Annotated in this window: 16 protein-coding genes and 1 pseudogene; 2 read left to right on the forward strand and 15 right to left on the reverse strand. The window is 44.0% G+C overall.

All coding sequences use genetic code 11. The features are described 5' to 3' along the window. Positions 1 to 520: 520 nt before the first annotated feature. The 8 genes from katG to AC04NP_RS18820 form a co-directional block, all read right to left on the reverse strand. Positions 521 to 2,764: a catalase/peroxidase HPI gene (gene katG, locus AC04NP_RS18785; protein ID WP_482861471.1), complete on the reverse strand. Its 2,244-nt coding sequence runs from the start codon at positions 2,762 to 2,764 to the stop codon at positions 521 to 523. Between the two features lie 295 nt (positions 2,765 to 3,059). Then, positions 3,060 to 3,812 carry an ABC transporter ATP-binding protein gene (locus tag AC04NP_RS18790; protein WP_482861472.1) on the reverse strand — a complete coding sequence of 251 codons (753 nt, stop codon included), beginning with the start codon at positions 3,810 to 3,812 and terminating at the stop codon, positions 3,060 to 3,062. Between the two features lie 164 nt (positions 3,813 to 3,976). Further along, positions 3,977 to 4,771: a RagB/SusD family nutrient uptake outer membrane protein gene (locus tag AC04NP_RS18795; protein ID WP_482861473.1), complete on the reverse strand. Its 795-nt coding sequence runs from the start codon at positions 4,769 to 4,771 to the stop codon at positions 3,977 to 3,979. Continuing rightward, positions 4,705 to 5,328 carry a TonB-dependent receptor plug domain-containing protein gene (locus AC04NP_RS18800; protein ID WP_482861474.1) on the reverse strand — a complete coding sequence of 208 codons (624 nt, stop codon included), beginning with the start codon at positions 5,326 to 5,328 and terminating at the stop codon, positions 4,705 to 4,707. Before AC04NP_RS18800 ends, AC04NP_RS18795 begins: the two co-directional genes overlap by 67 nt. Next, positions 5,279 to 6,178 (reverse strand): carboxypeptidase-like regulatory domain-containing protein, encoded by a 900-nt coding sequence (locus tag AC04NP_RS18805; RefSeq protein ID WP_482861475.1) that lies wholly within the window; start codon positions 6,176 to 6,178, stop codon positions 5,279 to 5,281. The genes AC04NP_RS18800 and AC04NP_RS18805 overlap by 50 nt, the downstream gene beginning before the upstream one ends. Positions 6,179 to 6,388: 210 nt before the next feature. Next, positions 6,389 to 7,378, reverse strand: coding sequence for a FecR family protein (locus AC04NP_RS18810; RefSeq protein WP_482861476.1), 990 nt, complete (start codon positions 7,376 to 7,378; stop codon positions 6,389 to 6,391). A gap of 72 nt (positions 7,379 to 7,450) precedes the next feature. After that, entirely contained in the window at positions 7,451 to 8,020 is a 570-nt protein-coding gene (locus AC04NP_RS18815) for an RNA polymerase sigma factor (RefSeq protein WP_482861477.1), read from the reverse strand. Positions 8,021 to 8,210: 190 nt separating this feature from the next. Continuing rightward, entirely contained in the window at positions 8,211 to 8,444 is a 234-nt protein-coding gene (locus AC04NP_RS18820; protein WP_482861478.1) for a hypothetical protein, read from the reverse strand. Positions 8,445 to 8,569: 125 nt separating this feature from the next. On the opposite strand from AC04NP_RS18820, the gene AC04NP_RS18825 reads away from it, so the two are divergent. Both AC04NP_RS18825 and AC04NP_RS18830 read left to right on the forward strand, forming a co-directional pair. Continuing rightward, positions 8,570 to 15,271: an OmpA family protein gene (locus AC04NP_RS18825; protein ID WP_482861479.1), complete on the forward strand. Its 6,702-nt coding sequence runs from the start codon at positions 8,570 to 8,572 to the stop codon at positions 15,269 to 15,271. A 458-nt stretch (positions 15,272 to 15,729) separates the two neighbouring features. Next, the gene (locus AC04NP_RS18830) at positions 15,730 to 15,978 is read left to right on the forward strand and encodes an AraC family transcriptional regulator (protein ID WP_482861480.1); all 249 of its coding nucleotides are present in this window, start codon (positions 15,730 to 15,732) and stop codon (positions 15,976 to 15,978) included. Positions 15,979 to 16,025: 47 nt separating this feature from the next. Here the strand turns inward: AC04NP_RS18830 and AC04NP_RS18835 are convergent, their stop codons facing one another. The 7 genes and pseudogenes from AC04NP_RS18835 to gltX form a co-directional block, all read right to left on the reverse strand. Further along, on the reverse strand, positions 16,026 to 16,511 hold the full coding sequence (locus tag AC04NP_RS18835) for a thioredoxin family protein (RefSeq protein WP_482861481.1): 486 nt from the start codon (positions 16,509 to 16,511) through the stop codon (positions 16,026 to 16,028). A gap of 1 nt (position 16,512) precedes the next feature. Continuing rightward, a complete protein-coding gene (locus AC04NP_RS18840; RefSeq protein ID WP_482861482.1) occupies positions 16,513 to 18,879 on the reverse strand; it encodes a TonB-dependent receptor in 2,367 nt (788 codons plus the stop codon). A gap of 333 nt (positions 18,880 to 19,212) precedes the next feature. Continuing rightward, positions 19,213 to 19,524 carry an ADP-ribosylglycohydrolase family protein gene (locus AC04NP_RS18845; protein ID WP_482861583.1) on the reverse strand — a complete coding sequence of 104 codons (312 nt, stop codon included), beginning with the start codon at positions 19,522 to 19,524 and terminating at the stop codon, positions 19,213 to 19,215. Positions 19,525 to 19,615: 91 nt separating this feature from the next. Then, complete coding sequence (locus tag AC04NP_RS18850; protein ID WP_482861483.1) at positions 19,616 to 20,665, reverse strand: phosphotransferase; 1,050 nt, start codon at positions 20,663 to 20,665, stop codon at positions 19,616 to 19,618. 1,107 nt (positions 20,666 to 21,772) lie between these two features. Next, positions 21,773 to 21,967: pseudogene (locus tag AC04NP_RS18855) on the reverse strand (AIM24 family protein); the annotation flags it as partial. A gap of 38 nt (positions 21,968 to 22,005) precedes the next feature. Beyond that, positions 22,006 to 22,251 (reverse strand): hypothetical protein, encoded by a 246-nt coding sequence (locus AC04NP_RS18860; protein WP_482861484.1) that lies wholly within the window; start codon positions 22,249 to 22,251, stop codon positions 22,006 to 22,008. Beyond that, positions 22,251 to 23,792 (reverse strand): glutamate--tRNA ligase, encoded by a 1,542-nt coding sequence (gene gltX / locus AC04NP_RS18865; protein ID WP_482861485.1) that lies wholly within the window; start codon positions 23,790 to 23,792, stop codon positions 22,251 to 22,253. Before gltX ends, AC04NP_RS18860 begins: the two co-directional genes overlap by 1 nt. Positions 23,793 to 23,898 lie beyond the last annotated feature (106 nt).

Here is a 23,898-nt window from a genome sequence, read left to right on the forward strand (position 1 = left end):
CCATTTTAAGTTTTCACCTTATTACTTCCACTTTTAGTGCCCCTTGCCGACCGGAATAATTAGCGGTACTTGAATACAGATAATGCTCCGGTTCAGCTACTGGCCCACCTTCCACCGGGTTATTGTGAATGTATGCCAAGCGTTGATCAATCACCTCATTGGTCGATAACTGAGTGGGTCGATTGTCCTGTTGCCTAAACGGATAAGTCTTGTTATTAGTATTCTTTATACCAGTTGATTTGAATATCCATAGTAGCATCCAAGCTTTTCTGCTTTCTTGAACATTTTTTTCGATCTCTATTTGGCCATGGTTGGCATAGGCGCTCTAGCCCATCCGGGCAATACATAAACCATGGCTTTGCCTGGTGGACTGCCGGCTGTTTTTGGAAAGCGTTACCCGTTGGAAAATAAAGAGGTTGAAAATTAAAAGAGGTGGCCTTGTCAGGGACCACCGCTTCACTTTAAATTACTATGTCATCGAATGCCTTGCTCCGGGGCCTCCGGCCAGGCGGTGTGGAATTCAGGCCAGGTCGAAACGGTCGAGGTTCATCACCTTGTTCCATGCGACTACAAAGTCCTGCACGAATCGCGCTTCAGCGTCTTCACTTCCGTAAACTTCTGCTATGGCCCTGAGTTCTGAATTAGAACCAAAAATCAAATCGACCCGGGTACCCGTCCACCTGACTTCCCCAGTAGTGCGATCACGACCTTCAAATACTTCTTCTTCCTCAGAAGTCGCCTTCCATGTCGTGCCAAGGTCGAGCAGATTAATGAAGAAGTCATTGGTGAGCGTTTCAGGGCGTTTTGTGAATACGCCATGTTGGGCTCCTCCGAAGTTCGTGTTGAGGACACGCATGCCGCCTAAGAGCACTGTCATTTCAGGGGCTGTCAAGGTCAGTAATTGCGACCGGTCCACCAGCATTTCTTCTGTCGATATGGCGAGTTGGTTCTTCAGGTAGTTGCGAAATCCGTCTGCAACCGGTTCGAGGACAGCAAAGGAATCCACGTCAGTATGCTCCTGCAACGCATCGGCACGTCCTGGTGTGAAGGGTACCTTCACATTATGACCTGCATGCTTCGCAGCTTGCTCTACACCTGCGCATCCGCCCAGAACTATCAGGTCGGCCATTGAAACCATTTTACCACCCGACTGAGCGCTGTTGAATTCTTTTTGAATACCTTCCAGGGTCTCAAGCGCAGATGCCAGTTGGGCCGGATTATTGACTTCCCAGTCTTTTTGTGGCGCAAGGCGAATACGTGCACCATTTGCACCGCCCCGTTTATCGGAACCACGGAACGTTGATGCTGATGCCCAGGCGGTGGATACCAATTGCGATACGGACAGTCCTGAGGCCAGTATCTTACTTTTCAGTGTATCGATATCCTGATCTCCAATCAGTTCATGCGTAACGGCTGGAATAGGGTCTTGCCAAAGTAGGTCTTCTGCAGGCACTTCCGGTCCGAGATATCGTGTTTTGGGCCCCATGTCCCGGTGTGTTAGTTTAAACCAGGCTTTAGCAAAAGCGTCTGCAAACTGATCCGGATTCTCATAGAATTTTCTTGAAATCGGTTCGTAGATAGGATCCATCCGCAAAGACAGGTCTGTCGTGAGCATGAATGGCGCGTGACTTTTGGAGGGGTCGTGCGCATCCGGCACTGTACCGGCGCCGGCACCATCTTTCGGCTTCCATTGATAGGCACCGGCCGGGCTTTTTGTCAGTTCCCATTCGTAACCGAATAGGTTTTCGAAGAAGTTGTTACTCCACTTTGTTGGCGTGGTAGTCCATGTTCCTTCCAGGCCACTGGTAATCGTATCAGTGCCTTTGCCACTGCCAAATGTGTTTTTCCAGCCAAGGCCTTGCTCTTCAATGCCGGCACCTGCTGGTTCCCGACCAACGTACTTGTCTTCTTCAGCGGCTCCATGCGTTTTGCCGAAAGTGTGACCGCCGGCAATAAGGGCGACCGTCTCTTCGTCGTTCATCGCCATGCGACCGAAAGTCTCACGGATGTCTTTCGCCGCAGCCGCCGGATCCGGATTGCCGTTTGGCCCTTGCGGGTTTACGTAAATCAGGCCCATCTGCACGGCCCCAAGAGGATTCTCGAGCTCCCGGTCTCCCGTATAACGCTTGTCGCCAAGCCACTCAGCTTCAGAGCCCCAATAGATGTCTTCTTCAGGCTCCCATACGTCCTCACGTCCACCGGCGAAACCTAAGGTCTTAAAGCCCATCGACTCCAGGGCGCAGTTGCCGGCTAGAATCATCAGGTCGGCCCAGGAGATTTTTTTGCCGTATTTCTGTTTTACCGGCCAGAGCAGCAGGCGTGCCTTATCCAGGTTGGCGTTGTCAGGCCAACTGTTAAGCGGGGCAAAACGCTGGGTACCGGTTCCACCCCCACCGCGGCCATCACCTATCCGGTAAGTACCGGCACTGTGCCAGGCCATCCGAATGAAGAGTGGACCATAATGGCCATAGTCAGCAGGCCACCAGTCTTGTGATGTCGTCATCAGATCGAAAATATCTTTCTTTACAGCTTCCAGATTCAGTGTCTTGAACGCCTCCGCATAGTTGAAGTCCTCACCCATCGGATTGGACAGGGAGGAATGCTGACGCAGGATGTTCAATTTCAACTGATTTGGCCACCAGTCACGATTTGACGTGCCTCCACCGGCACTTTGCTTTAGCGTTCCATGCATTACCGGGCATTTACCAATACTGCCATTGCCATTAGAACCAGTTGATGTGGTCATATTTTTGTTGTTTTCCATGATGCGAGAAATTTTTGACGTTAAGATAGCGTAAATTTGTGAAGATGTTTATTGAATTAATTTATGGTAATATTGATAATATTTATAACTCTGGTTTAACCTTGGGCTGCACTTGATTTCCCTGGCTTTTGCTATTATTAAAGATAGTGCAAATTTGTGAAGATATTTATTGAATTAATTTATGGCAGTATTGATAATATCTATAACGCCGGCTTAGCGGTGGTATACAGACACTTTACGGAAATATTGTTGATTGAAAAAAGTACCGGAGTGCCCTCTTCAGGAGATAGGGGAATTATGATTTTTCTGCTTCGTCTCCAATATCAATTTTGATGTGACGACTGTCGACTTTTGAAATTGAACTGACTCCGTCAAGCGCTTGAATTTTTTCGAAAGAACTGTCATCCGGAATTTGGCTCATTCCGACAACCAATGAACCTGGTTTGATCAGTTCATTGAATTCATTGATTGATCCCTCAAAAACCATTTCTCCTTTTTCGATCATAATGATCTCCTTGCATACGGCTTGCACTTCAGACATCATATGCGTTGAGAGAAGGACTGCACTATCTTCACTGATTTGACGGATCAAATTCCTTACTTCTGTGATTTGCACGGGGTCTAGTCCGTTTGTTGGCTCATCGAGCACCACGAGCTTTGGACGATGAACTATTGCTTGTGCTATACCAATACGTTGTCTGTAGCCACCCGATAAATTACCTATTAATCTTTTGCTGTATTCAGTAACTCCACAGTATTCTTTTGCATATGCTACTGCATTCCTTAAGATTGATTTTAGAATTTTCCTGAGACGAGCACAATGGTATAGGTATTCATCAACCGGCAGATCCAGGTACAATGGGGCATTTTGAGGTAGAAAACCGATATTTTTCTTCGCTTCAATCGAGTGTGTCCGGATATTGAAATCATTGATCTTTAACGCACCTTGCGTCGGAGAGATTATTCCGCAAAGACTGTTCATGGTGGTGGATTTACCTGCTCCATTCGAGCCTAATAAACCAACGATTCCATTTTTCTCTGACCTCAAAGTTCACGTCTTTTACGGCCCAATCTTTGCCGTATCGTATCTATGGTATAAGCTATTGATGGAAACAACAGCTTTCTTGTCTGACATATAAATCTGGTATTATTGTTTAAAAAATTTCTTTTGCTTATGTGATCCCGGAATGAAATCCGGGATTATTACATTGATCAATAACCGGGATTCTGATCACCCAAATTCGGATTACTCAGGAATTCCCGCTGTGGGACTGGCCACAGGCGATCGGTTTCATCCCATCTTTCCTTTATTGGGCCTAGCACGGCTGTTGCTCTATTGGTTCGAACCAAATCAAGCCAGCGCTGACCATACTCGCTGAATAGCTCGAAACGTCTTTCCTGTTCCACAGCCAGCAATAGGCTTGTTTGATCGCTGGCAGGTGTATTTGGCAGGCCAGCTCTTGTCCTAATGACGTTCAAATCTTCCTGCGCTCCGGAAATATTGCCTTGCTGTGCTCTGGCTTCAGCGCGTATGAGGTGAACTTCTGTTAGTCTTAGGACAGTAGAGTACTGGGTAGGAAGTTCACCTGCCTCTAAACGGCGCTCTTTATATTTAAATGGGAAATAAAATACAGATGATCCGGAAGTTACAGAGCCTACCCAAAGAGAATATCGGTTATCCCCTGCCTCAAACGCATTTATAAAATCCTCTCGAAATGAAACTCCACCAAAGATCAACGGCCTTCTGGTTAAAATAAATCTTCGGGCTTCATAGGTGCCGACGCTTGGCACAATTGACTGTAGTTGCCAAATGGCTTCCTGACTTGTTCTAGAAAAAACATCATCCAAATTTGGCTCGATCAAGAAACGACCGTCATCAATAATACTTGTTGCCAAGGCTTCCGCTTCTGCCCATTCCTGGCGATATAACTGAACACGTGCTAAAAGCGTTGTTGCGACGGCCTGATTTGGCCGGATACGTTCTTCAGAAGGGTATTCTTGAGGCAATAATTCTTGGGCAGTTTCGAGATCTTACGGTCAAAAAGATCATCGGAATAAATGATGGATTGTCTTGTGTAGTTTAATCCAACTAAAAAGTTTGTATTACCCGATCCACCTGAAAATAATAATTGATGATTGCTGAAATTAGCTTCGCCTCCTAACAGTTCTTCTTGCCAGTCTGTATCGCGATCGTCACTCCATGTGCCATTTACGGCAACATCCCCAGGTCCGGGAGTGGCCCCATCATTGACAAAAGCTTCACGTCTTATCGTTAGATACTGTTCGGTATTGAGCAGATCTAACTTATTTTCAACTGTACCTACACCCATCGAGCCATTGTAGGCAACGCGAAGCTTATCAGTTCTTCCTTGTTTGGTAATTATTCGAACCACCCCATTTGCACCTCGAGATCCGTAAATGGCAGTTGCATCTGCATCCTTCAAAATCTCAATACGCTCTATATCATTCGGATTGATAAAATTCAGCGGGTTAGTACCCCCACGTATCGACAGGCTACAGGCTACCCTGATTAGATAAGGGTGAGGCAGGATAAGGGACACCATTGACTAAATACAAAGGCTCATTACCATCTGGTCGTAGCGAGTTCTGCCCACGGATTTCTATTTGGAATGAAGATCCCGGAACACCGGAGTTCTGGATGATGTTTACACCTGTCAGCCTACCCTGAAGCGCTTGCAAAGGGTTTGAGATCGGTTGCTGCTCAATAGTTTCTGCGTCTAGCTTGACGATGTTACCTGGGTTAAGCCGCTGCTCCACCTCATAGTACCCCGTAGAAACAACAGTTATCTCACTCAACTCTCTTAAATCCGGCTGCAATACCACATCAACAACCGATAGGCTGCTAACGTCAATTTCCTGTGGCAAAAAACCGATATAAGAAAAGACAAGGGTGGTGGCATCGTCGGGGATGCTTAATGCGTAACGGCCATCAATATCAGTGACGGTCCCTATGCGGAGGTTCCCTTTTACCTGGACTGTGGCGCCGGTCAGGCGGGTGGCGGTTTCGTCGGTAACTTTGCCGGTAATCATCCTGTCCGAGATGATTTCTTCGACAGGTATTTTCGATGACGCACGTTTTTTTATGTTTACCACGTCGTCTACCCTTCTGAATGCTAAATTGTAAATGGCAGACAATTCAAGCAGCACATCATACAAGGGCACTTCGCTGTATGATCCCGAGTGGCTCCTTTCACTGGCGACAAGGGATTTTTGATAAACGAAATTCAAACCGGTTTGCTGCTCGATCCGGTGCAGAAATTCCTCCAGGTTTTGATCATGCACTTCCAGCGAGATGGACATTTCTTTGACGCTAATGGCCTGGGAATGCACGGTGTGGGCCAGGAGGGCTGTCAGGCAGGTCATTTGCAGAAAAAATCCAATGGCGGATATCATAACTAAAGACTTGCAAAGCCTTGGTACAATTTTAAAATTCATATATTTGGTTAAAATTCGATTGGTTATAAATCAATTGTAATGCGGTTTTCTGACACATACTTATTGTTTGGCGACGGAAGTAATGTCAGAAAGCTTTAAGGGTAATGTTCACACCGAACATTGCTTTTTTAACTCGTATCGGGTGGTTTCATCAGTTTATCAGGTTTTTCATTTATAAATAATAATCACTTTCCTGCCTTCGATCCGGTAGTCGAACCCGAGGGAGTATTGCAGGGAATTCAGAATAAATTCGAGACTTTTATCTTTATATCGCGCTTGTATATCCCAGGGAGCACTTTGTTCCCCTTCTGTTTTAAAGGATACACCATACCATCGTGAAAGGCGGTCCAATACTTCACGCTCGGAAGCATTATTAAATAAAATGACACCAGCCTTCCAGGCGATATAATCACCGGTATGTACTGCATGGCGGGTCAGCCTTTTTTGTGAAGGTGCGTAAATTGCCTGGAATCCCGGGTTTAGCTCCAGTGGGTCAACGGCGGTATTGGCAGAAGACACCCGCACTTTACCAGTAGCCAGGGTGACGGCAATATTGGTGTCCTGAAAGGCCTGAATATTGAATGAGGTTCCTAAGACAGTGGTTTTGATATCACCTGTTATCACAGTAAATGGCTTTAACGGATCATGGGTTACCTCAAAAAAAGCCTCACCAGACAGTATCACTTCCCGCGTGCTTCCATTAAAAACCTCAGGATAATCCAACCGGCTTTCTGCATTGAGTCTTACTACCGTTCCGTCTGATAGCAGCACTGTTGCTTTTTGCCCGGATTTTGTTTCCCTGATTTGCTTGGCAAAATGAGAGACGGGGTTAGTACCGAAAAAATAGTAACCCGCAACACCCGCAAGCAGCAGCAGTGATATGGAAGCCGCTATTCGTACGGGGTTGATCCAAGGTTGCGGTGTCGTTTTTTGTTTCCGGATACCGGACAATATCCTGCCTTTCAATTGGCGGTGATGTTGAGCAGCCAGTTCGGGGTGGTTTTTAAGTTTTGCCCAGGCCTCTTCATCGATGGTACCAATGGCTTTGATGTTTTTTTCTGATCTCAGCAGCGATAGTAGTTCGAGCACCTCTTCTTTATGGCATTGATCCTCAATGAAACGGCGGTATAGTATTTTTAATCGTTTAGTTTGATCCACATTTCGAAGTATTACATAAGCAATACAACTGTAGTAACAGAAATGGGTAGGTGGGCGTATTTTATGAATAAGTTACCTGCAGTTTAACAAAAGCTGTATGATTGCCGGAAAAGAAATATTGGGGCAGGATTTAAATGCCTCCCGAAGTTTTTTGGATGCTTCTGAAAGGTGATATTTTACTGTGTTTCTTGAAAGGCCTAATTTATGGCCGATTTCTTTGTAACTGAGCCCTTCTTCCAGGCGAAGTCGAAAAACCTTTTGTTGCTGGGGAAGCATTTTGTTCACAAACTGCTCTGCCAGCGTCAGGTACTCCTCGTAAGGATTTTCATCTTCAAGGTGATGATAATACTGGGAAGAATGAATTAACTGCTCTTGCAGGTGCTCATCCCTGGCAATCTTTTTGAGTACGTTTGCAAGGTGGTTTTTGGCTATCGTAAAAAGGTAAGCTTCAAAAGAGGTGTCTAGCTCGAGGGTGTTTCGCTTGTCCCATAATTTTGTGAAAACCTCCATAACAACATCGTCAGAAAGATCTTTTGACTTCAACCTTTTATAACAAAAAGCATAAACCTTGCTGCTGTACAGATCAAATATCGATGCCAGTGCGTTTTCATCACCTTTTTTCAAGGCAATAATGTAAAGCATTGAGGTTTGCTACTCGTGCCCGCATGGATTTCATAGCTTCGAATATAACCAGCTAAAGCAAGAATACAAAATGTCAGAGATTAAGTATGCGTTAATTGAAATACTTGTATGGGCATCGATGATGTCTTCAGCATTAACTGAAAAGAAGGCTCGAATTCAGCCAATCAGCATAAATCATGTAGAAAAACTGTCATTCGATTTTCAAACCGATCCCTTCACCCTTGTAAGTCAGTGAGGTTGCCGGTTTGACATCTTTACCAACACCCATCCCTGATTTTTTATTAACCGGTACCATATTAAAAACCCTTTCTTTTAACATTTTCTGAAATTCTTCATGGATTGGGCCTTTTTTGAGGATTTTGGGTTCAATTGTAATCATCGTTTTCATTTCCATGCCAGGTGAAACAGGTATCCTATCCGGCATAAACTATTCAGATTCGAGACAAGTTTGATAGACTAAAACTTACGTACGTATATTTTCAGACGATATCCAACAAGTTAAGCTGATGTTCAGTGCTACTTTTGTGACGTATTCAACCGTTTTTACTAATGATGATTTTAACAAGAATCAAACCACTTTATTTTTTACTATTTTGTATTTTCTTTCTGTCTTTTGAAAGTATTGCACAGCAGGACTCAACTTCGCAAAAACAAACAGGAGTTAACATTATAGTCACACAATCCCCGAAGATCATTGTGAAGCTGGAAGCTGTCGCCCACAACGTATGTAATGGAGAGAGCAAAGGTGCCATCAATATATCTGCCAGCGGGGGATATCCTCCCTATAAGTACTATTGGTCCAATGGGGAAAAAACGCAAGATATTGCCGCAATAAAAGCAGGGGTTTACAAGGTGGCGGTATATGACAACTTCAGTTGTAGCGATACACTTGAGGTGGTGGTCGAAGAGCCAAAGCCCTTAATAGCCGACATTGACAACATCAAAGACATTCTTTGTTATGGTTATGATAATGGTGCCGTGGAAATTTCAGTTCAGGGAGGCGTCGAACCTTACAAATACAGTTGGAATACAGGAGCTACCACCGAAGATCTTACCGGAGTGAATTCGGGACGGTACTCCGTATTAATTACCGACGCTAACCAATGCCAGGAAATTCTGACAGCCGATGTCCAGGAAAAACCGCTCATTGTAAGAACACTTGATGACGAAAGCAATATTCTTTGTCAGGGGGACAGCACCGGTCAGATTACCCTATCGGTAAGTGGTGGGGTAGCTCCATACACTTACCAATGGGATCATGGAGCGACCGAAAAAGATTTAAGTGGATTGACTGCGGGTGAATACCAGGTGACTGTAAAAGATGCTGTGGGCTGTACCGAAGTTTCTTTAACCACCGTAGCAGAGCCCAAACCCCTGGAGATTGGCTTTGATGAAATAAGAAACCTGAGGTGTAATGGTGACTTTGGAGGGGCCATCAATATCAATGTAACAGGAGGTACCCAACCTTACCAGTACCAGTGGAGCAACGGGAAAACGATGCAAGATATTGCAGGGATACCAGCAGGCAGTTATTCAGTACAAGTCACAGATAAAAATGGGTGTGAGAATTCAATAGAAACAACCCTTACCCAACCTCTTCCACTTACGGCGAAGCTTATCAAGGCACAAGACGTGCGTCATTATCAAGGTGAAGACGGTAGCATCGATATTGAAGTTTCAGGGGGTGTAGCCCCGTATAAATTCAAGTGGAGCAACGATAAAGAAACACAGAATTTAAGAGGCCTCAAAGCCGGTTCATATTCAGTCCGGATTACAGACGCAATTGGCTGTGCGAAGATCCTGAACGTCACCCTTTCACAACCCGAACCAATGGTGGTCAGAATATATAAAACCCAAAATATTGCTTGCCATGGTGACAATACCGGTGAGATAAGTGTCTCGGTTATTGGGGGTGTGTCACCCTATTCTTATCAGTGGAGCAGCGGACAAACGGTTCAGGATTTGACCCAAGTAAAAGCCGGCAACTACTCCGTTGTTGTGACTGATGCAAATGGTCACAAAAAGCAAGCAGATACCGTTCTTACGGAACCTCCTGCATTTCAGGCATCTTTGATTAGCGCTAAAAATATCGACTGTCACGGCGAGTATTCGGGAGGTGTGGATATAGATGTAGCAGGAGGTGTTCCTCCCTACAAATACCGTTGGAGTAATGGTGATAATAACCAGGATCTTAAAAATGTGCCGGCAGGTAAGTACTCGGTAAAAATAACAGATGCCAATTTGTGTGAACAGATACTTGAGGCTACAGTGACCGAACCGGAGCCCTTGCAAATAAATATCCTGAAAATCGAAAATATCAATTGTTTCGGGGAGAATTCAGGCTCGGTGGATATTGCGGTTACAGGTGGCAAGGAGCCTTATATTTTTAACTGGAGCAACGAAGCCACTACAGAGGACCTGGCAGGAGTTAAGGCAGGTAATTATATGGTGACAGTAACAGATGCCAACGGATGCCTCCGTCAGGCGAATGCAGAGGTGACGGAACCCCAATTGCTTGTGGTGGAAGAAGACAAATCCAATAATGTCGACTGTTTTGGTAATTCTACGGGAGCTATTTCTTTGAATGTATCCGGAGGCGTTACTCCTTACGCCTATAAATGGAATTCCGGACAGACAACCAAGGATATTGAAGATCTTGTTGCCGGAGAATACAATGTTGTTGTGACAGATGCGAATGGTTGTACTAAAAGCCTGTCAAAAAAGATTACCCAGCCCGATAAGCTTGTTCGAGCGTTGCATGAAGTAACCAATATTCTTTGCTATGGAGATGCAAAGGGTGCCATAAACATTGATGTAAATGGGGGTGTTACGCCTTATCAGTACAAATGGAGCAACGGTGCCATTTCGCAGGATATTGTCGGTGTAAAAGCCGGAGAATACAACGTTGAAATTTTTGATGCCAACGGATGCAGGGATACATTATCGGCCGTTGTGGCACAAAATGAATTGTTGGTACCAAAAGTAGATGTTACAAATATTAATTGCAATGGCCTTCTTCAGGGGGCTGTAAATTTGACGGTTCAGGGTGGTGTTAAGCCATACAAGTACGCATGGAGTAATGGTGCGGAAACCGAAGACATCACCAAACTTCCTGCCGGTAATTATTCAGTTATGGTAACCGATGCCAAGGGTTGTTCCAAGACAATAGATGCTCAGATCATGGAACCCCCCTTATTTGTAGCAAGCCTTGAGTCCGATAATGATATATTGTGTAATAGCGAAAACACCGGAAATGTAAATATCAGGGTTTCCGGGGGAACAAAACCATACAAGTTTGTTTGGAATAACGGAGCATCTACCCAGAACCTGAGTAATGTTAAAGCAGGTTTCTATGAACTAAAGGCAACCGATGCGAAGGGTTGTTTACAGACTGTGACAACTACTATCACCGAACCGTCAGCCATTGTACAGTCCGTAAAGTCGGTGACAAATGTACTTTGTCACGGTAATGAAGAAGGTGCCATTGATGTTTCTGTGATTGGTGGTGTTGGGCCTTACCAGTACAAATGGAATAATGGCGCAGCCACACAAGACCTTGAAGCCGTGCCTGCCGGTAAGTATTCATTAAAGCTACGCGATGCCCATGGATGTGTCAAAACACTGGATGCTGAGATTACTCAACCGGATTTGTTAAACTTAACGCTGGATAACATAGAGCATATTCTTTGCCATGGTGATTTAAAAGGAAAAATAGATGTCACAGTTGCAGGAGGTGTAAAACCTTATGCGTATAGCTGGAGCAATGGCTCGACCGCGGAAGACATCGGGGAATTGCCGGCTGGTAGCTATACCCTTACCGTGACGGATGCCAATGGTTGTGTGCAAACATTGACGGCGGCAGTAAAACAACCACCGTTGCTTCGGGCCCGCATAGCCAAAACAAAACAAATTTTGTGTAATGGGGCTACAAATGGGGCCGTTAGCGTTGAAGTGGCCGGTGGTTCGAAACCATACAAGTTTAACTGGAGTAATGGAAATACAAGTCAAAACCTGCTCGATGTTGGTGCCGGAACCTATACGCTCAACATTGAAGACGCCAATGGATGTACGCAAACTTTGAAGGCCGTGATCAATGAACCATCGAAATTAATCAGTTCATTGGTTAATACAAAAAATGTATCTTGCTTTAACGGCACCGATGGTTATGTCAATATAGCTGTGAAGGGTGGTGTGGCGCCTTATCAATACAAGTGGAGTAATGGTGCGACAACGCAGGATTTGACAGATATTCCACACGGTAATTATGCCGTTGGGATCAGCGACGCCAATGGGTGTAGGGATTCGGTACCCGCTGTGCAAATATCTCATCCACCCTTATTGGAAGTAGAAGTAGTTGATGTAAAACACGTACTGATAAATGGTGATAAAGCGGGTGCGATCGACATTTCCGTTAAAGGTGGTGTTACTCCCTACCAATATAGCTGGAGTAACGGAGCCACCACAGAAGATATCGGCAAAGTACCCGGTGGGGATTACTCCGCGAATGTGATGGATGCCAACGGTTGTGAGAAAAAAGTAATTGCCACTATCAACCAACCACCACCATTGGTAATTTCATTGGATCATGTGAAAGATATTCTTTGTCACGGCGATGCCCTGGGAGCCATAGAAATCTCTGTGACCGGCGGTGCGCCTCCTTATGCGTTCAGTTGGAGCAATGGCGCTTCTACACAAAATATCTCCAGTATCGAAGCCGGTGAATATACTGTAACGGTAAAAGATCAAAATGGGAATGAAAAGCGTCTGAGTACTACTGTGGCTGAACCGACACCACTCATAGTCTCTAAAGACTTCATCGAAAACATCAATTGTTTTCAGGATAACACGGGCTCCATAAATGTAACCGTGACCGGTGGTATCGAACCTTATCAATATGAATGGAATACTGGCGCTAAAACACAGGATATCTCCGGGTTGAAAGCAGGAGAATATACATTAACTGTCACAGATGGCAACCAGTGTCAGAAAACATTCAATCAGATCATCACGGAACCGGCGTTATTTACAGCCGAAATTTCGGAAACAAGCCATGTGAAATGCAAGGGTATTGATGAAGGTGCGGTAAAACTACATGTAAATGGCGGGGTTACACCATACAGTTATTACTGGAGCAATGGAGAAAAAACAAAAGATATTACAGGTGTCCATGCCGGTGAATACGAGGTCACGATAACGGATGCCAACGGTTGTACCAATGAACTTCATGTGAATATTACAGAACCTTCCGAGTTACTGGCATCTGTGGAAAATGTAACAAATAACCGCTGCTTCGGCGAACAAAAAGGGGCTATATCCCTGGGGGTTGAAGGCGGCACTTCACCGTACTCATTCGAATGGAATAATGGCAGCACATCACAAAACCTCACAAACCTTCCCAAAGGAGATTACGAGGTAAACGTGAAAGATGCCAATGGATGTTCAAAGATACTCACGGCAAATATTTCAGAACCTAATGGACTTATCGCGACTTTGTTGGACAAAGATGATGTTAAGTGTGCAGGCGACAAGACCGGTAAATTGTTAGTAGGTATTGAAGGTGGTATCAAACCCTATTCGTATATATGGAATTCAGGACAAACCACCAAGGATATCAGCGAAGTGCCTGCCGGGAAATATCAGTTAGCCGTAACAGATAAAAATGATTGTAAGACTACACTGGATACGGTAATAGAACAACCCGGTCCCTTGATGATATCTAAAGACACCGTTCATAATATCATTTGTTACGGAGACAGCAAAGGGTTTGTCGATATTAATGTCAAAGGTGGTGTTTATCCTTATGAATATAAATGGAGCAATGGTGCTGTTAGTGAAGATATTGTGAACGTGATGGCTGGCAGTTATCAGGTAAGGGTAAACGACGCCAATGGATGTGAACAGACATTTACGACAGCCATTAAACAACCTGAAAGACTGATTGTTGAATTGGATTCTCTTGTGAACAATGAATGTTCGGGGAAACAAAATGGTTCGATTAGCATATCCGCAAAAGGCGGTGTTGCCCCTTATGAGTACTATTGGAATGACGGTCAAAAAACACCTGGCATCAAGAACCTGGCAGCGGGCAGGTATGTGGCCACCCTTACGGATGCCAATGGATGTATCACGAACTATAGTGCAGAGATTACACAACCTTATGAGTTGGTGAAGTCGATCGATGCGATCACCGACGTCCGTTGCCATGGTGAGGAGACCGGTTCGATCAATGTTACTGTGATGGGTGGTGTTCAGCCTTATTCATTTGAGTGGAACAATGGGGCCACCAGCAGGGATATTCACCAGGTGGCTGCAGGTGCTTATTCATTAAAAATTAAGGAAGGCAATGGTTGTGAAAGCACCCTTTCAGCAGTGATAGAAGAGCCTCCGCCATTCCTGGCCTCCGTCGGCAAAGTCACAGATGTAGCGTGTTTTGGCTATGAAAGAGGTGCCATTGATATTGATGTGAAAGGCGGTATAGAGCCATACCAATTTACCTGGAGTAACGGCGCTGAGACCCAAAACCTGCGTAATATTGGTGCAGACAGTTATGCCGCCATGATTACCGATGCCAATGGTTGTATTAAAACGGTCAACGCTGAAGTTTCCGAACCACCTTTATTGGAGCTTAGAATCGACTCCGTGAAAAATGTAAAGTGCTGTGGCGACAACAGTGGTGCCATTTATATCAGCGTGCATGGTGGTGTAGCGCCTTATGACTACCAGTGGAGCAATGGTGCCAAAACGCAGGATATTGAGAACCTTGTTTTAGGGGTGTATACGGTAAATGTGACCGATGCCAATGGTTGTATAGTATCTACCCCTGATAATATGACCTTGTATGAGCAAGTGGTATCCAAAGGTAAATTTACTACCAGGGATATCAACTTTGACGTCTCAAAATCCACCATTAAGCCTGAATCCTTTACCACTATCAACAGGATTGCTACCTTCATGAAAGAACATCCGGGCATTTCATTCCGTATCGATGGTCATACGGACTCAGACGGTTCAGATACTTTTAATCAGAAACTATCAGAGGACAGGTCAGAAGCTATTAAACGCGCGTTGATCAAATTTGGTATCCGTGAATCCAGGCTTGAATCCAAAGGATGGGGTGAATCCAAGCCCATAGCCAGCAATGTTACTAAAGAGGGAAAAGCGTTGAACAGAAGAGTTGAGTTTATCGCACTGACCGGAACCCTCGAGGGTACTTTGATCGAAAATGAAGAAAACATCATCCCGGAACAATAAATACGGCTAAAGACAATACTTAATGTTTGAAAAACAAAAAATCTCATGATTTATTAATCATGAGATTTTTTGTTCCCCGTATTCAGCTATTTACAACGAAAAACCGGCATATTTCAAGGAAAAAGCCTTTCTATTCTGTCTCCAGACCAGCTTAGGCTGGTTTTTATGGAAATATCGACTAGTTTTACCATAAGTATTCATTTGCGTATCGGTTATCTGCAATTTTGAGCAAGTGAAAATAGAAATAGCCGAATATAATCCGGAGTGGCCCACACGGTTTCAAAAAATCAGGGAAGAGCACTACCTTTTATGATATCGACAAGGGCTACATTTGTGGGTTCCACGATGACTTTATTGTTGGAAAATTCGGTAAAAATGGTCTGCTTAAAACATTTGAGTTTCTGAATGTGTGGGGTAATCCCAATATCAAATTCGGTGCCCGATCTTCAGGCTTTGTTTTGCAGCTTCTAAAAAGGATTTTTACTGACTATTCAAAAAACGGTCTTCAAAATATCGACCTGATCCAATCCTATTTTATCGCCTTGCTTTGTGAGATTAATCATGTTTACCAGCCCGTTTCAAATGGCAGGCAGGCCAGGGGGGCTTCTGAAATCGGTATTTACGATCAATCTTATTTCAGCCGTTTATTCAAGAAATACGAAGGGGTAACCCCTTTGCTGTTTCGCAAGATGGTGACTATCTCTTAGGGTGCTTGCTTTTGACAGGGGTCTTGCCGCTACTGATACTATCTTATTTATTCAAGCGCTTTGAGAAGTTTTTGGCTGTGCATGTAACTAAAGTAACGCTGCTTGATGGTGAATTCAGCGTCCAATACAAGCATGGTAGGAGGGGCGAACCGGCCATCACGCTGGCCCAGTAAAAGGGCCAGGTCGTGTATGCCTTTTCTTCTTTTTGTGCTGTTTCTGTTGATGAAAAGCTGTCCGTCAAAACGGATGGTATCCATCGATTCCGCATCCATTTTAACGGCATAATAATCGTTGTTCAATACCGCTGCGACAGCCGGTTTGGTAAATACTTCCTTTTCCATTTTACGGCAATAGGTGCACCACTCTGTAAAAAAATCTATAAATACTTTCTTTGGTCGAGCCTTCAGAGAGTCCTCCAATTGCTCGAAGCTGATCCACTGAACCTGAGATTTGCTCTGTGCACTTACCAATTGTGTGCAAAATGCCATGATAAGTACTGCCAGATAGTGTTTTAACAGGTAACCCTTGATCATCTCAATGAAAATTTCCGATTTTTATCCCCAGAAAAAAAGTGCGCGGTCTTGCCGGGCCATAGACATATTCCGAATCCCTTTCAGCTCCTATATCAAAGTCATCCTGATAGCTGTTAAAAATGTTTTGAACCCCTCCGCTTAGCTCGATATGAAAATCTTCTTTCAGGTCGATATGATATGAAAGTCTTAGATTAACATCCATAAAAGGATCCGTATCCACCAAATCCAGGAAACCCGATTCGCTGACCACCCGGGGAACAATCATGGAGCCGGTGTAAGTTCCGGTCAAATCGATAGCGAACTGTTCAGTGGCTGTCCAGTTGGTGGTAAAGTAACCATATAAATCAGGATTGCGTACGAACTCGTCAGTAACCACAACCGGTTCGTCCTCATTGGTTTCTTCGGGCTCAAAAAGCACCTGATCTTCCTCGAACCTTGTTTGTTGAGCAGTTCCTCCCAGCTTAAAAATAAAGTCGGAGAAAGGGGATACATTAAATTCAAAATTTGCACCACTGACATACGCACCTTCGCCATTGCGCACCTCTTCAAGGATAGAGCCGTTGGGTAACACCGAACCGGTGCTTACAAAGGTGAATGGATTTTTCAGGTTAGTGTAAAACCCTTCTACGAGAATATTGGCTTGTGTATTGCCAAAGTTCCTTGTGAGATTAGCAGAGGCTGTAAAGGCATCTGAAAGCTCTTTTTCCAAATTTTCTCCCAGGATAACAAATTGCGGTTCTCCGCCAACAGAAGAAATGTGCATATCTTCATTAAATGCCTGAGGTGCCCGGAAGCCCCTGGCATAGCCGCCCCTGAGTTGCAAGGATTCTGTCACTTTGTACAATACCGTTATTCTGGGACTAAAGACATTGACGCTGACATCTGAAGTACGTTCGATATTTCCAATGTCATATTCTCCGTCAACGTCGGTATAATCATATCTTGCACCAATCAGTGCTGTTAACCGCTCAACCGGTTTCCATTCATATTGTCCGTATAACCCAATGGTATTTACCCTTTGGTCCACCAAACGATTGTAACCGGGTATTTCATCTCTTATATCACTTAACTGGTTCTCTACGCCTATGGTGATAATATCGCCCGTGGAGAGGTTACGCGATAATTGCAATCCGCCCACAAGTGAAAGATCAGCCGTATTACCGTAGGCATTGAAGGCAGTAAGGCTGTCTTCCGGGGTACGGCCGCCTCCCAAACCTCCATAAAAACTATCCCTGTCAGTGGTCTGTGTGGAAAAATAGGCGGAAAACTTATTTCTGCCGTCCCTGCCGGTTAGATCATAATTTAACCCTGTGATAATGGTATTGTGGTCCAGCTCCTCGCTAATATCTGTAAAGTGAGGGGCAAGATCCAGGCGGTCACCGCCCCTGCGATATTCCCTGATGGCATTAAAATCCAGGGTGATTTTGCTAAGGTCGTTGGGCTTGAAAAAGGCCTTGGTACCGAACGTGTTGTTTTCAAGTTTGGTGATTTCAGTAAACCCATCTCCATTGGCATCGAAGCTGTCGCGGTTACGAAACATTCCATAGAAGGTCACACCACTATTCAGGCTCTCGCTTACCAATGAACCATTAAAATTGAGGGTATTGTCCGGCGCTGAACCGTCTGTGAGGGCGAAGTTATTGGAAACCTCCCAGGTGTTTTCGACGGGCTCGCGGGTAATGATATTAACGGTACCGGCAATGGCGTTCGACCCGTACAGTGCCGATCCGCCGCTGCGCACAATTTCTACTCGTTCGACAATGTTGGTAGGTATTTGATCCAAACCATAAACGCTGCTCAAGGCGCTATAAACCGGCCTGCTGTTGATCAATATCTGCGAATAAGCACCTTCAAGTCCATTGAGGCGTACTTGTGTAAAACCGCAATTCTGACAATTGTTTTCTACCCTGACGCCAGGTTGATAATTTAACCCTTCAGACAGGGCCATGGATTGCGTAGCTTTGAATAATTTTTGACCAATCACATTGACTATCAACGGGGCTTCGGAGCGGTCGAGTTCATACCGTGTGGCGCTGACAACGACCTCGTTGAGGTTAAGGTTGTCCTCCAATAGTGTCGCGTTGACGGTAAGTGTTTCGCCAGCCATCACCTCGACACTTTTGGTGAAAGTCTGGTAGCCTATTAACCGGATTTTTAATACACCTTTTCCTACAGGAACGTTTTCCAGTATGAAGTGGCCTCCTTTATCAGCACTAGTACCAAGATGTGTACCTACAAACTGAACAGAGGCGTAAGGTAGAGGTTGGTTATTTGCCATGATTTTTCCTTTAATTGTTCCGTTTTCCTGGCAAAAGGCGCTAAAACTTAGCAGTTGGAGTAAATAAGCTAAAGTAAGGTATTTTTTCATACTAATTAAATTAAATTTTTGCCAAATATAAAAATGGAAATTAGCTTTGCAAAATTTAATTTTTAGATTAATCTAAATATTAGTTTTTTTGTAATATTCCATCTCATGTTTTTGCCGGTCGGCGGCCTCATCTTTATGGTTGATGCCCCATTATTTTGGGGTTCCCTGAAACAAAGTCAGCAAAACTTTTTATGATGGTTAATCACGCAAGCTCCTTCGGGACGCCTTCTGTCAGATGGCCCCATTGTTCCACGCAAATGCATGCGGACAGCGGGTGCTTCCGGGTCAATGCCCGGATGTTTTTTATTAGTTTCAATCACCTGATTTTTGAGTTTATCGCGGTAATTTGCCAAAACCGTGATAGGCCCCCGGGATCGCCCCGGCTACCGCACCGGAGGTATCGTGGTCCCTGCCGTAGTTTGCAATAAACCCGATGGATTGAGTGGAGTCCAAGTCTGAAAATAGCATACCGGTCAGGGTGACCGGCAGTATTTCCTGTGCATGAGGGGGTGCATCCTGATTTCTTTCGCCTGAAAATGTATAGACCTTTTGTGTCCTGATAACCTGCAGGGTATCACCGTTTGGTACCGGAAGAATGCGTTCTTTTGGATCATAGGTGTCGATACTTCCGGCTTCCCCGGTTATGTGAAGGGCTACTTTGCAGGCTTTTTGAGGATTACCCGCATATAAGTAGTCCTATGCCGGGAGCCATTATCAAGTAGGGCTGTAAAATATCTCATCCATATAAAATATCAATATTTGCCTGTTTTACCCAAAGGATCGACCGGTCAATTAAACCGGCTTTCTCATCCAGGTCCATTTCCAGGGGGAGTTGTGCCAGGCCGATTAACCTTCTCAATATCTCTACGCCTACAAAACCTGAAAACCGTCCAAAGTCAAAGGTTTCCTTTTTCTCAAATTGTTCAAAAGCCGATCTGATGGACGCTTCTTCCGCGCCAGACATAAACAGGTGTGCAATAAATACTGCTATGTCCCATTCCACCGGTCCCAAAAATGAGAACTCAGGATCTATCACTTTTATCCGGCTTTTGACGTTTAAAAGGCTTCCGGGATAAAAATCACCCTGAAGCAACGTTGTTCCTTTGCCAAGGTAGGTTTCACCCAGGGCTGATACCCTGGCCTTCAGTTTCGTATCAGATTTAGCTTTTTCCGACAAACCCCGGAGGCCATGCTGTATATCATCCAGATCAAACCCATTGTTTGAAATAAAAGGCAGGTGAAATATATGCTGGTGATTCAATGTTCTCAACTCCTTGTTTTCGGGATAATTATTAACAGGCTTCAGCTCCCCCAGAATATTCAGATAGGTGATTGCTTCGGTGATTTCAGTGGGCTTAAAGTGTATGCCTTTTTTATAAACACAAGTAAAATCGGCAGCTTCACCCAGGTCTTCAAGGACCATGATGAAATTTTCTTCGTCAAAATGAAGCAGATCCGGCGAGTAACTGGCGAGGATTTCGTTTTTGCCGATAGTCTCATAGTAAGTTTTTTCTACCATGATCCGTGCCACCGGTGCAGCAAGCTGTGGATATTTTTCCACCCAGGGCCTTGACTGTTTAAGTATCAATGCGGGCGTCTTATCTGTTAAAACCCGTATTACCAAGTTCATGTTTCCTGCGCCCGGCCTTTCAATTTTTAATACCTGAACATCCGGTCCGATCCACCCTTTTTCCCTCAAATATCTTTCTACAGGGGCTACCTTTTCATTTTCCAGAAAAACCTTTCCGGGAAACAACCGCTGGAAGTCTGTTTTAAGGTTTGTCATACGTTACTCTTTGCCTCGATTTGGTTTGAATATATAAATATTATATTCATTAAAAAAAGTTCCGGAATCAGCCATCTTTGGAAAAAGTCCATCTGCCTTAATGCTGTGGGATATGAAAGATAAAAGTCTCTATGGTGGCCGGCCCCTAACGCAAGAAAATGGCAAAATACGTTAGTCGAGCGAAAAACTTCCCAGTGGCCGGGGTGCCTGTAGTTGTTTGGCTACTAAAGATTTTACAAGCCTTTGTGGCCGTCGCACAACTCAAACATGTGCCTGTTTATTTTATCGGCGAAAACCTCTGTGTCTCTTTGTGTCTTTGTGCCTCTGTGGTTAAAAAAGGAACACCACAAAGTTCCCCAAGGTCAGACAATCGACCAAACATCTAACAAAAATAACTAATTCATAAATATTTGATATTCAATAATTTACAAATTACTTATATTGTAGGCACCCAGGCACAAAGAACTTTGCCGAAAACGTTGTGCAACAGCCGCCTTTGCCAGTAAATGGTGTACAGGAAGATCAGGCTTGTGGCAGGACAATTTCCAGGGCTAAGAATTTTCAATTTCACTTGGCCGGGCTATGGATTTGCTGCTTAGGTTCTCTGCTTTCTTTTTTAACTGGCTGAAAGAGATTTCCTCCGGAGCTTATTGGAAGAAAAAGCGGGAATGAAGCGTGATGAAAGGGTAATTTCAGGTAAAGAATTGACCATAATTGTTCTTAAAGATCAAGTAACATTTAAAAAATGGGACAAAAAATACCTTCCCAAATTCCTTAGATGTGAAGAAGATTCTATTATTTGACGAATTTTCAGGGTTGGGAAGGTAATCAAAACAATCGATACAAAGTTCAATATAGCATAGTTATGATAAAACCCCCAAACCTCGTTATTTTTTAAGACAAGAATATGAAATAAAATAAGGTGTTCGCCCATTGAAAAGAGGATTAATTATGTTTAAGGGGGATTTCATAAAATTTCATTTCGTTAACTCATTTTGGGGTATATTGAAAATTATCTTGCCGCGGATACGGACTTTTTTATTTTTCCAGGAATCCTCTTAGCAAAGAACTTTCCCCTTTATTACTATTTTCGCTATAGGGTGCCAGGGCTTTAACCAGTTTACCGAAAAATCCCTGGTTGGGATCCGATCCATCTCCCATTTTGGTTTGGTATTCGACACCTTCATCCATGTATAACATGGCTCCGGCTTCTGCTATAACTGTTTCACCCGGATCCAATTCCACCTCTACAACCTGTATATCGCCTCCGATAATGCGGTAATCTATTTCATGTGATTGCATAACATTAGTGTAGCGGTATAGAGATGAATTAATTTAATCTAAGATTCACCGTTTTCAGGTTGGTCCTCATCTTTTGATGACTGCTTCTTTTCTTTAATAAAGCCCAGATCATCCCTGTCCCTTAACTTTTTATCATCAACGCTTTTATTTAAAAAATCATTGATTTTGTCAATGTTAAAAGAGCTTTTTATTTCACCAAAAGAATCGATTTTAATATCGAAGCCTTCCAATTCAGGGTTCACCCTCGGTTTTTCCTTATTTTGCTTTTTTTTCCTTTTAGCCATCAGCTTACCTTTATTTTATCATTTAAATGATTTATTGCGAATTCAATCCTGCTAATGGTTTCATTTTTACCAATGATCTCCATTACCTCCATTAAATCCGGTCCTGATCCCTCCCCGGTTATTGCCAACCTTAAGGCAGGCATCACCCGGCCAAAACCTATTTCATTCCTTGCAACAATTTGTTCAAATTGTTGCCTGATAGGTGCCGAGTTAAAATCCTGTAAACCCTCGAGCGCTGACTTAAAATCTATCAGAACATCAACTGCTTCCCGGGTCCACTTCTTTTTAACGATTTTCGCGTCAAAAGTGTGTGGTGAATCAAATAAATATGTCGCAGTGGTAACAACTTCATGGGGAAAAGTAACCCTTTCTTTCATCAATTGCACGATTTTACTGACAGACTTTGAATAATCCGGCGCATATTTTTCCAAATCAGAGGCAATCATTTTTGCAATTTCATGGTCATCCAGCATTTTGAGGTATTGCTGATTGTACCACTTGGCTTTGTCGATATCAAACTTAGTACCTGCCTTTCCTACCCTTTCGAGACTGAAATTTTTAATGAGCTCTTCCATTGAGAACAACTCTTGTTCAGTACCCGGATTCCAACCTAAAAGAGCCAGAAAGTTGACCAGGGCCGGCGGTAAATAGCCCTGCTCTCTGAATCCCGCAGACACCTCTCCGGTGTCGGATTCCTGCCAGGTCAAAGGAAATATTGGAAAACCACCCTGTTTCGCATCTCTTTTGGATAGCTTTCCGTTACCATTAGGTTTTAATATCAATGGCAAATGCGCAAATCCGGGCATTGTATCTTTCCACCCCAGATATTGATACAACAATACATGCAACGGTGCGGAAGGCAGCCACTCTTCACCCCTGATGATATGGGTAATTTTCATCAGATGGTCATCCACAATATTTGCCAGGTGGTAGGTAGGCATACCATCAGATTTCAGAATAACTTTATCATCTATGGTAGAGGAATGCACCATGACCCATCCCCGGATCATATCATTAAGACGGATTTCTTCTTTTTTAGGTACTTTCAGCCGCACTACATAAGGCTCCCCTGCTGCCATTTTAGCCTGTACCTCGTCGTCAGACAGTGTCAGGGAATTCTTCATTTTGCTTCTTGTAATAGAATTGTAGGTAGGATTGGCTACTTTTGCGGCTTTTAACCTTTCCCGCATGGCATTGATCTCCTCATCTGTATCAAAAGCATAATAAGCCTTTCCCTCATTGACCAATTGCAGGGCGTAATCTTTGTAGATATTTTTTCTTTCAGACTGCCTGTACGGGCCATATGCACCACCCTGCTCAGGCCCCTCGTCAATTTCAATTCCACACCAGTGGAGGGCTTCTGTGATATATTTTTCAGCGCCTGCCACATATCGCTTTTGGTCTGTATCCTCGATGCGCAGAATCATTTTTCCACCCTGATTCCGGGCGAACAAATAATTAAACAACGCGGTTCTCACACCACCGATATGTAGACCTCCTGTAGGGCTGGGTGCAAACCGGACTCTGACTTCCTGTGCCATGAATGTGTATATTTTATGCAGCGCAAAACTACAAAATCTTGCATAAGGATGAGTCAAGGATGTTTCAAAAAATGAATAATTTGTTGTAAAAAGTTGACATTACACT

It is taken from the genome of Agaribacillus sp. DX54 (assembly GCF_056858335.1).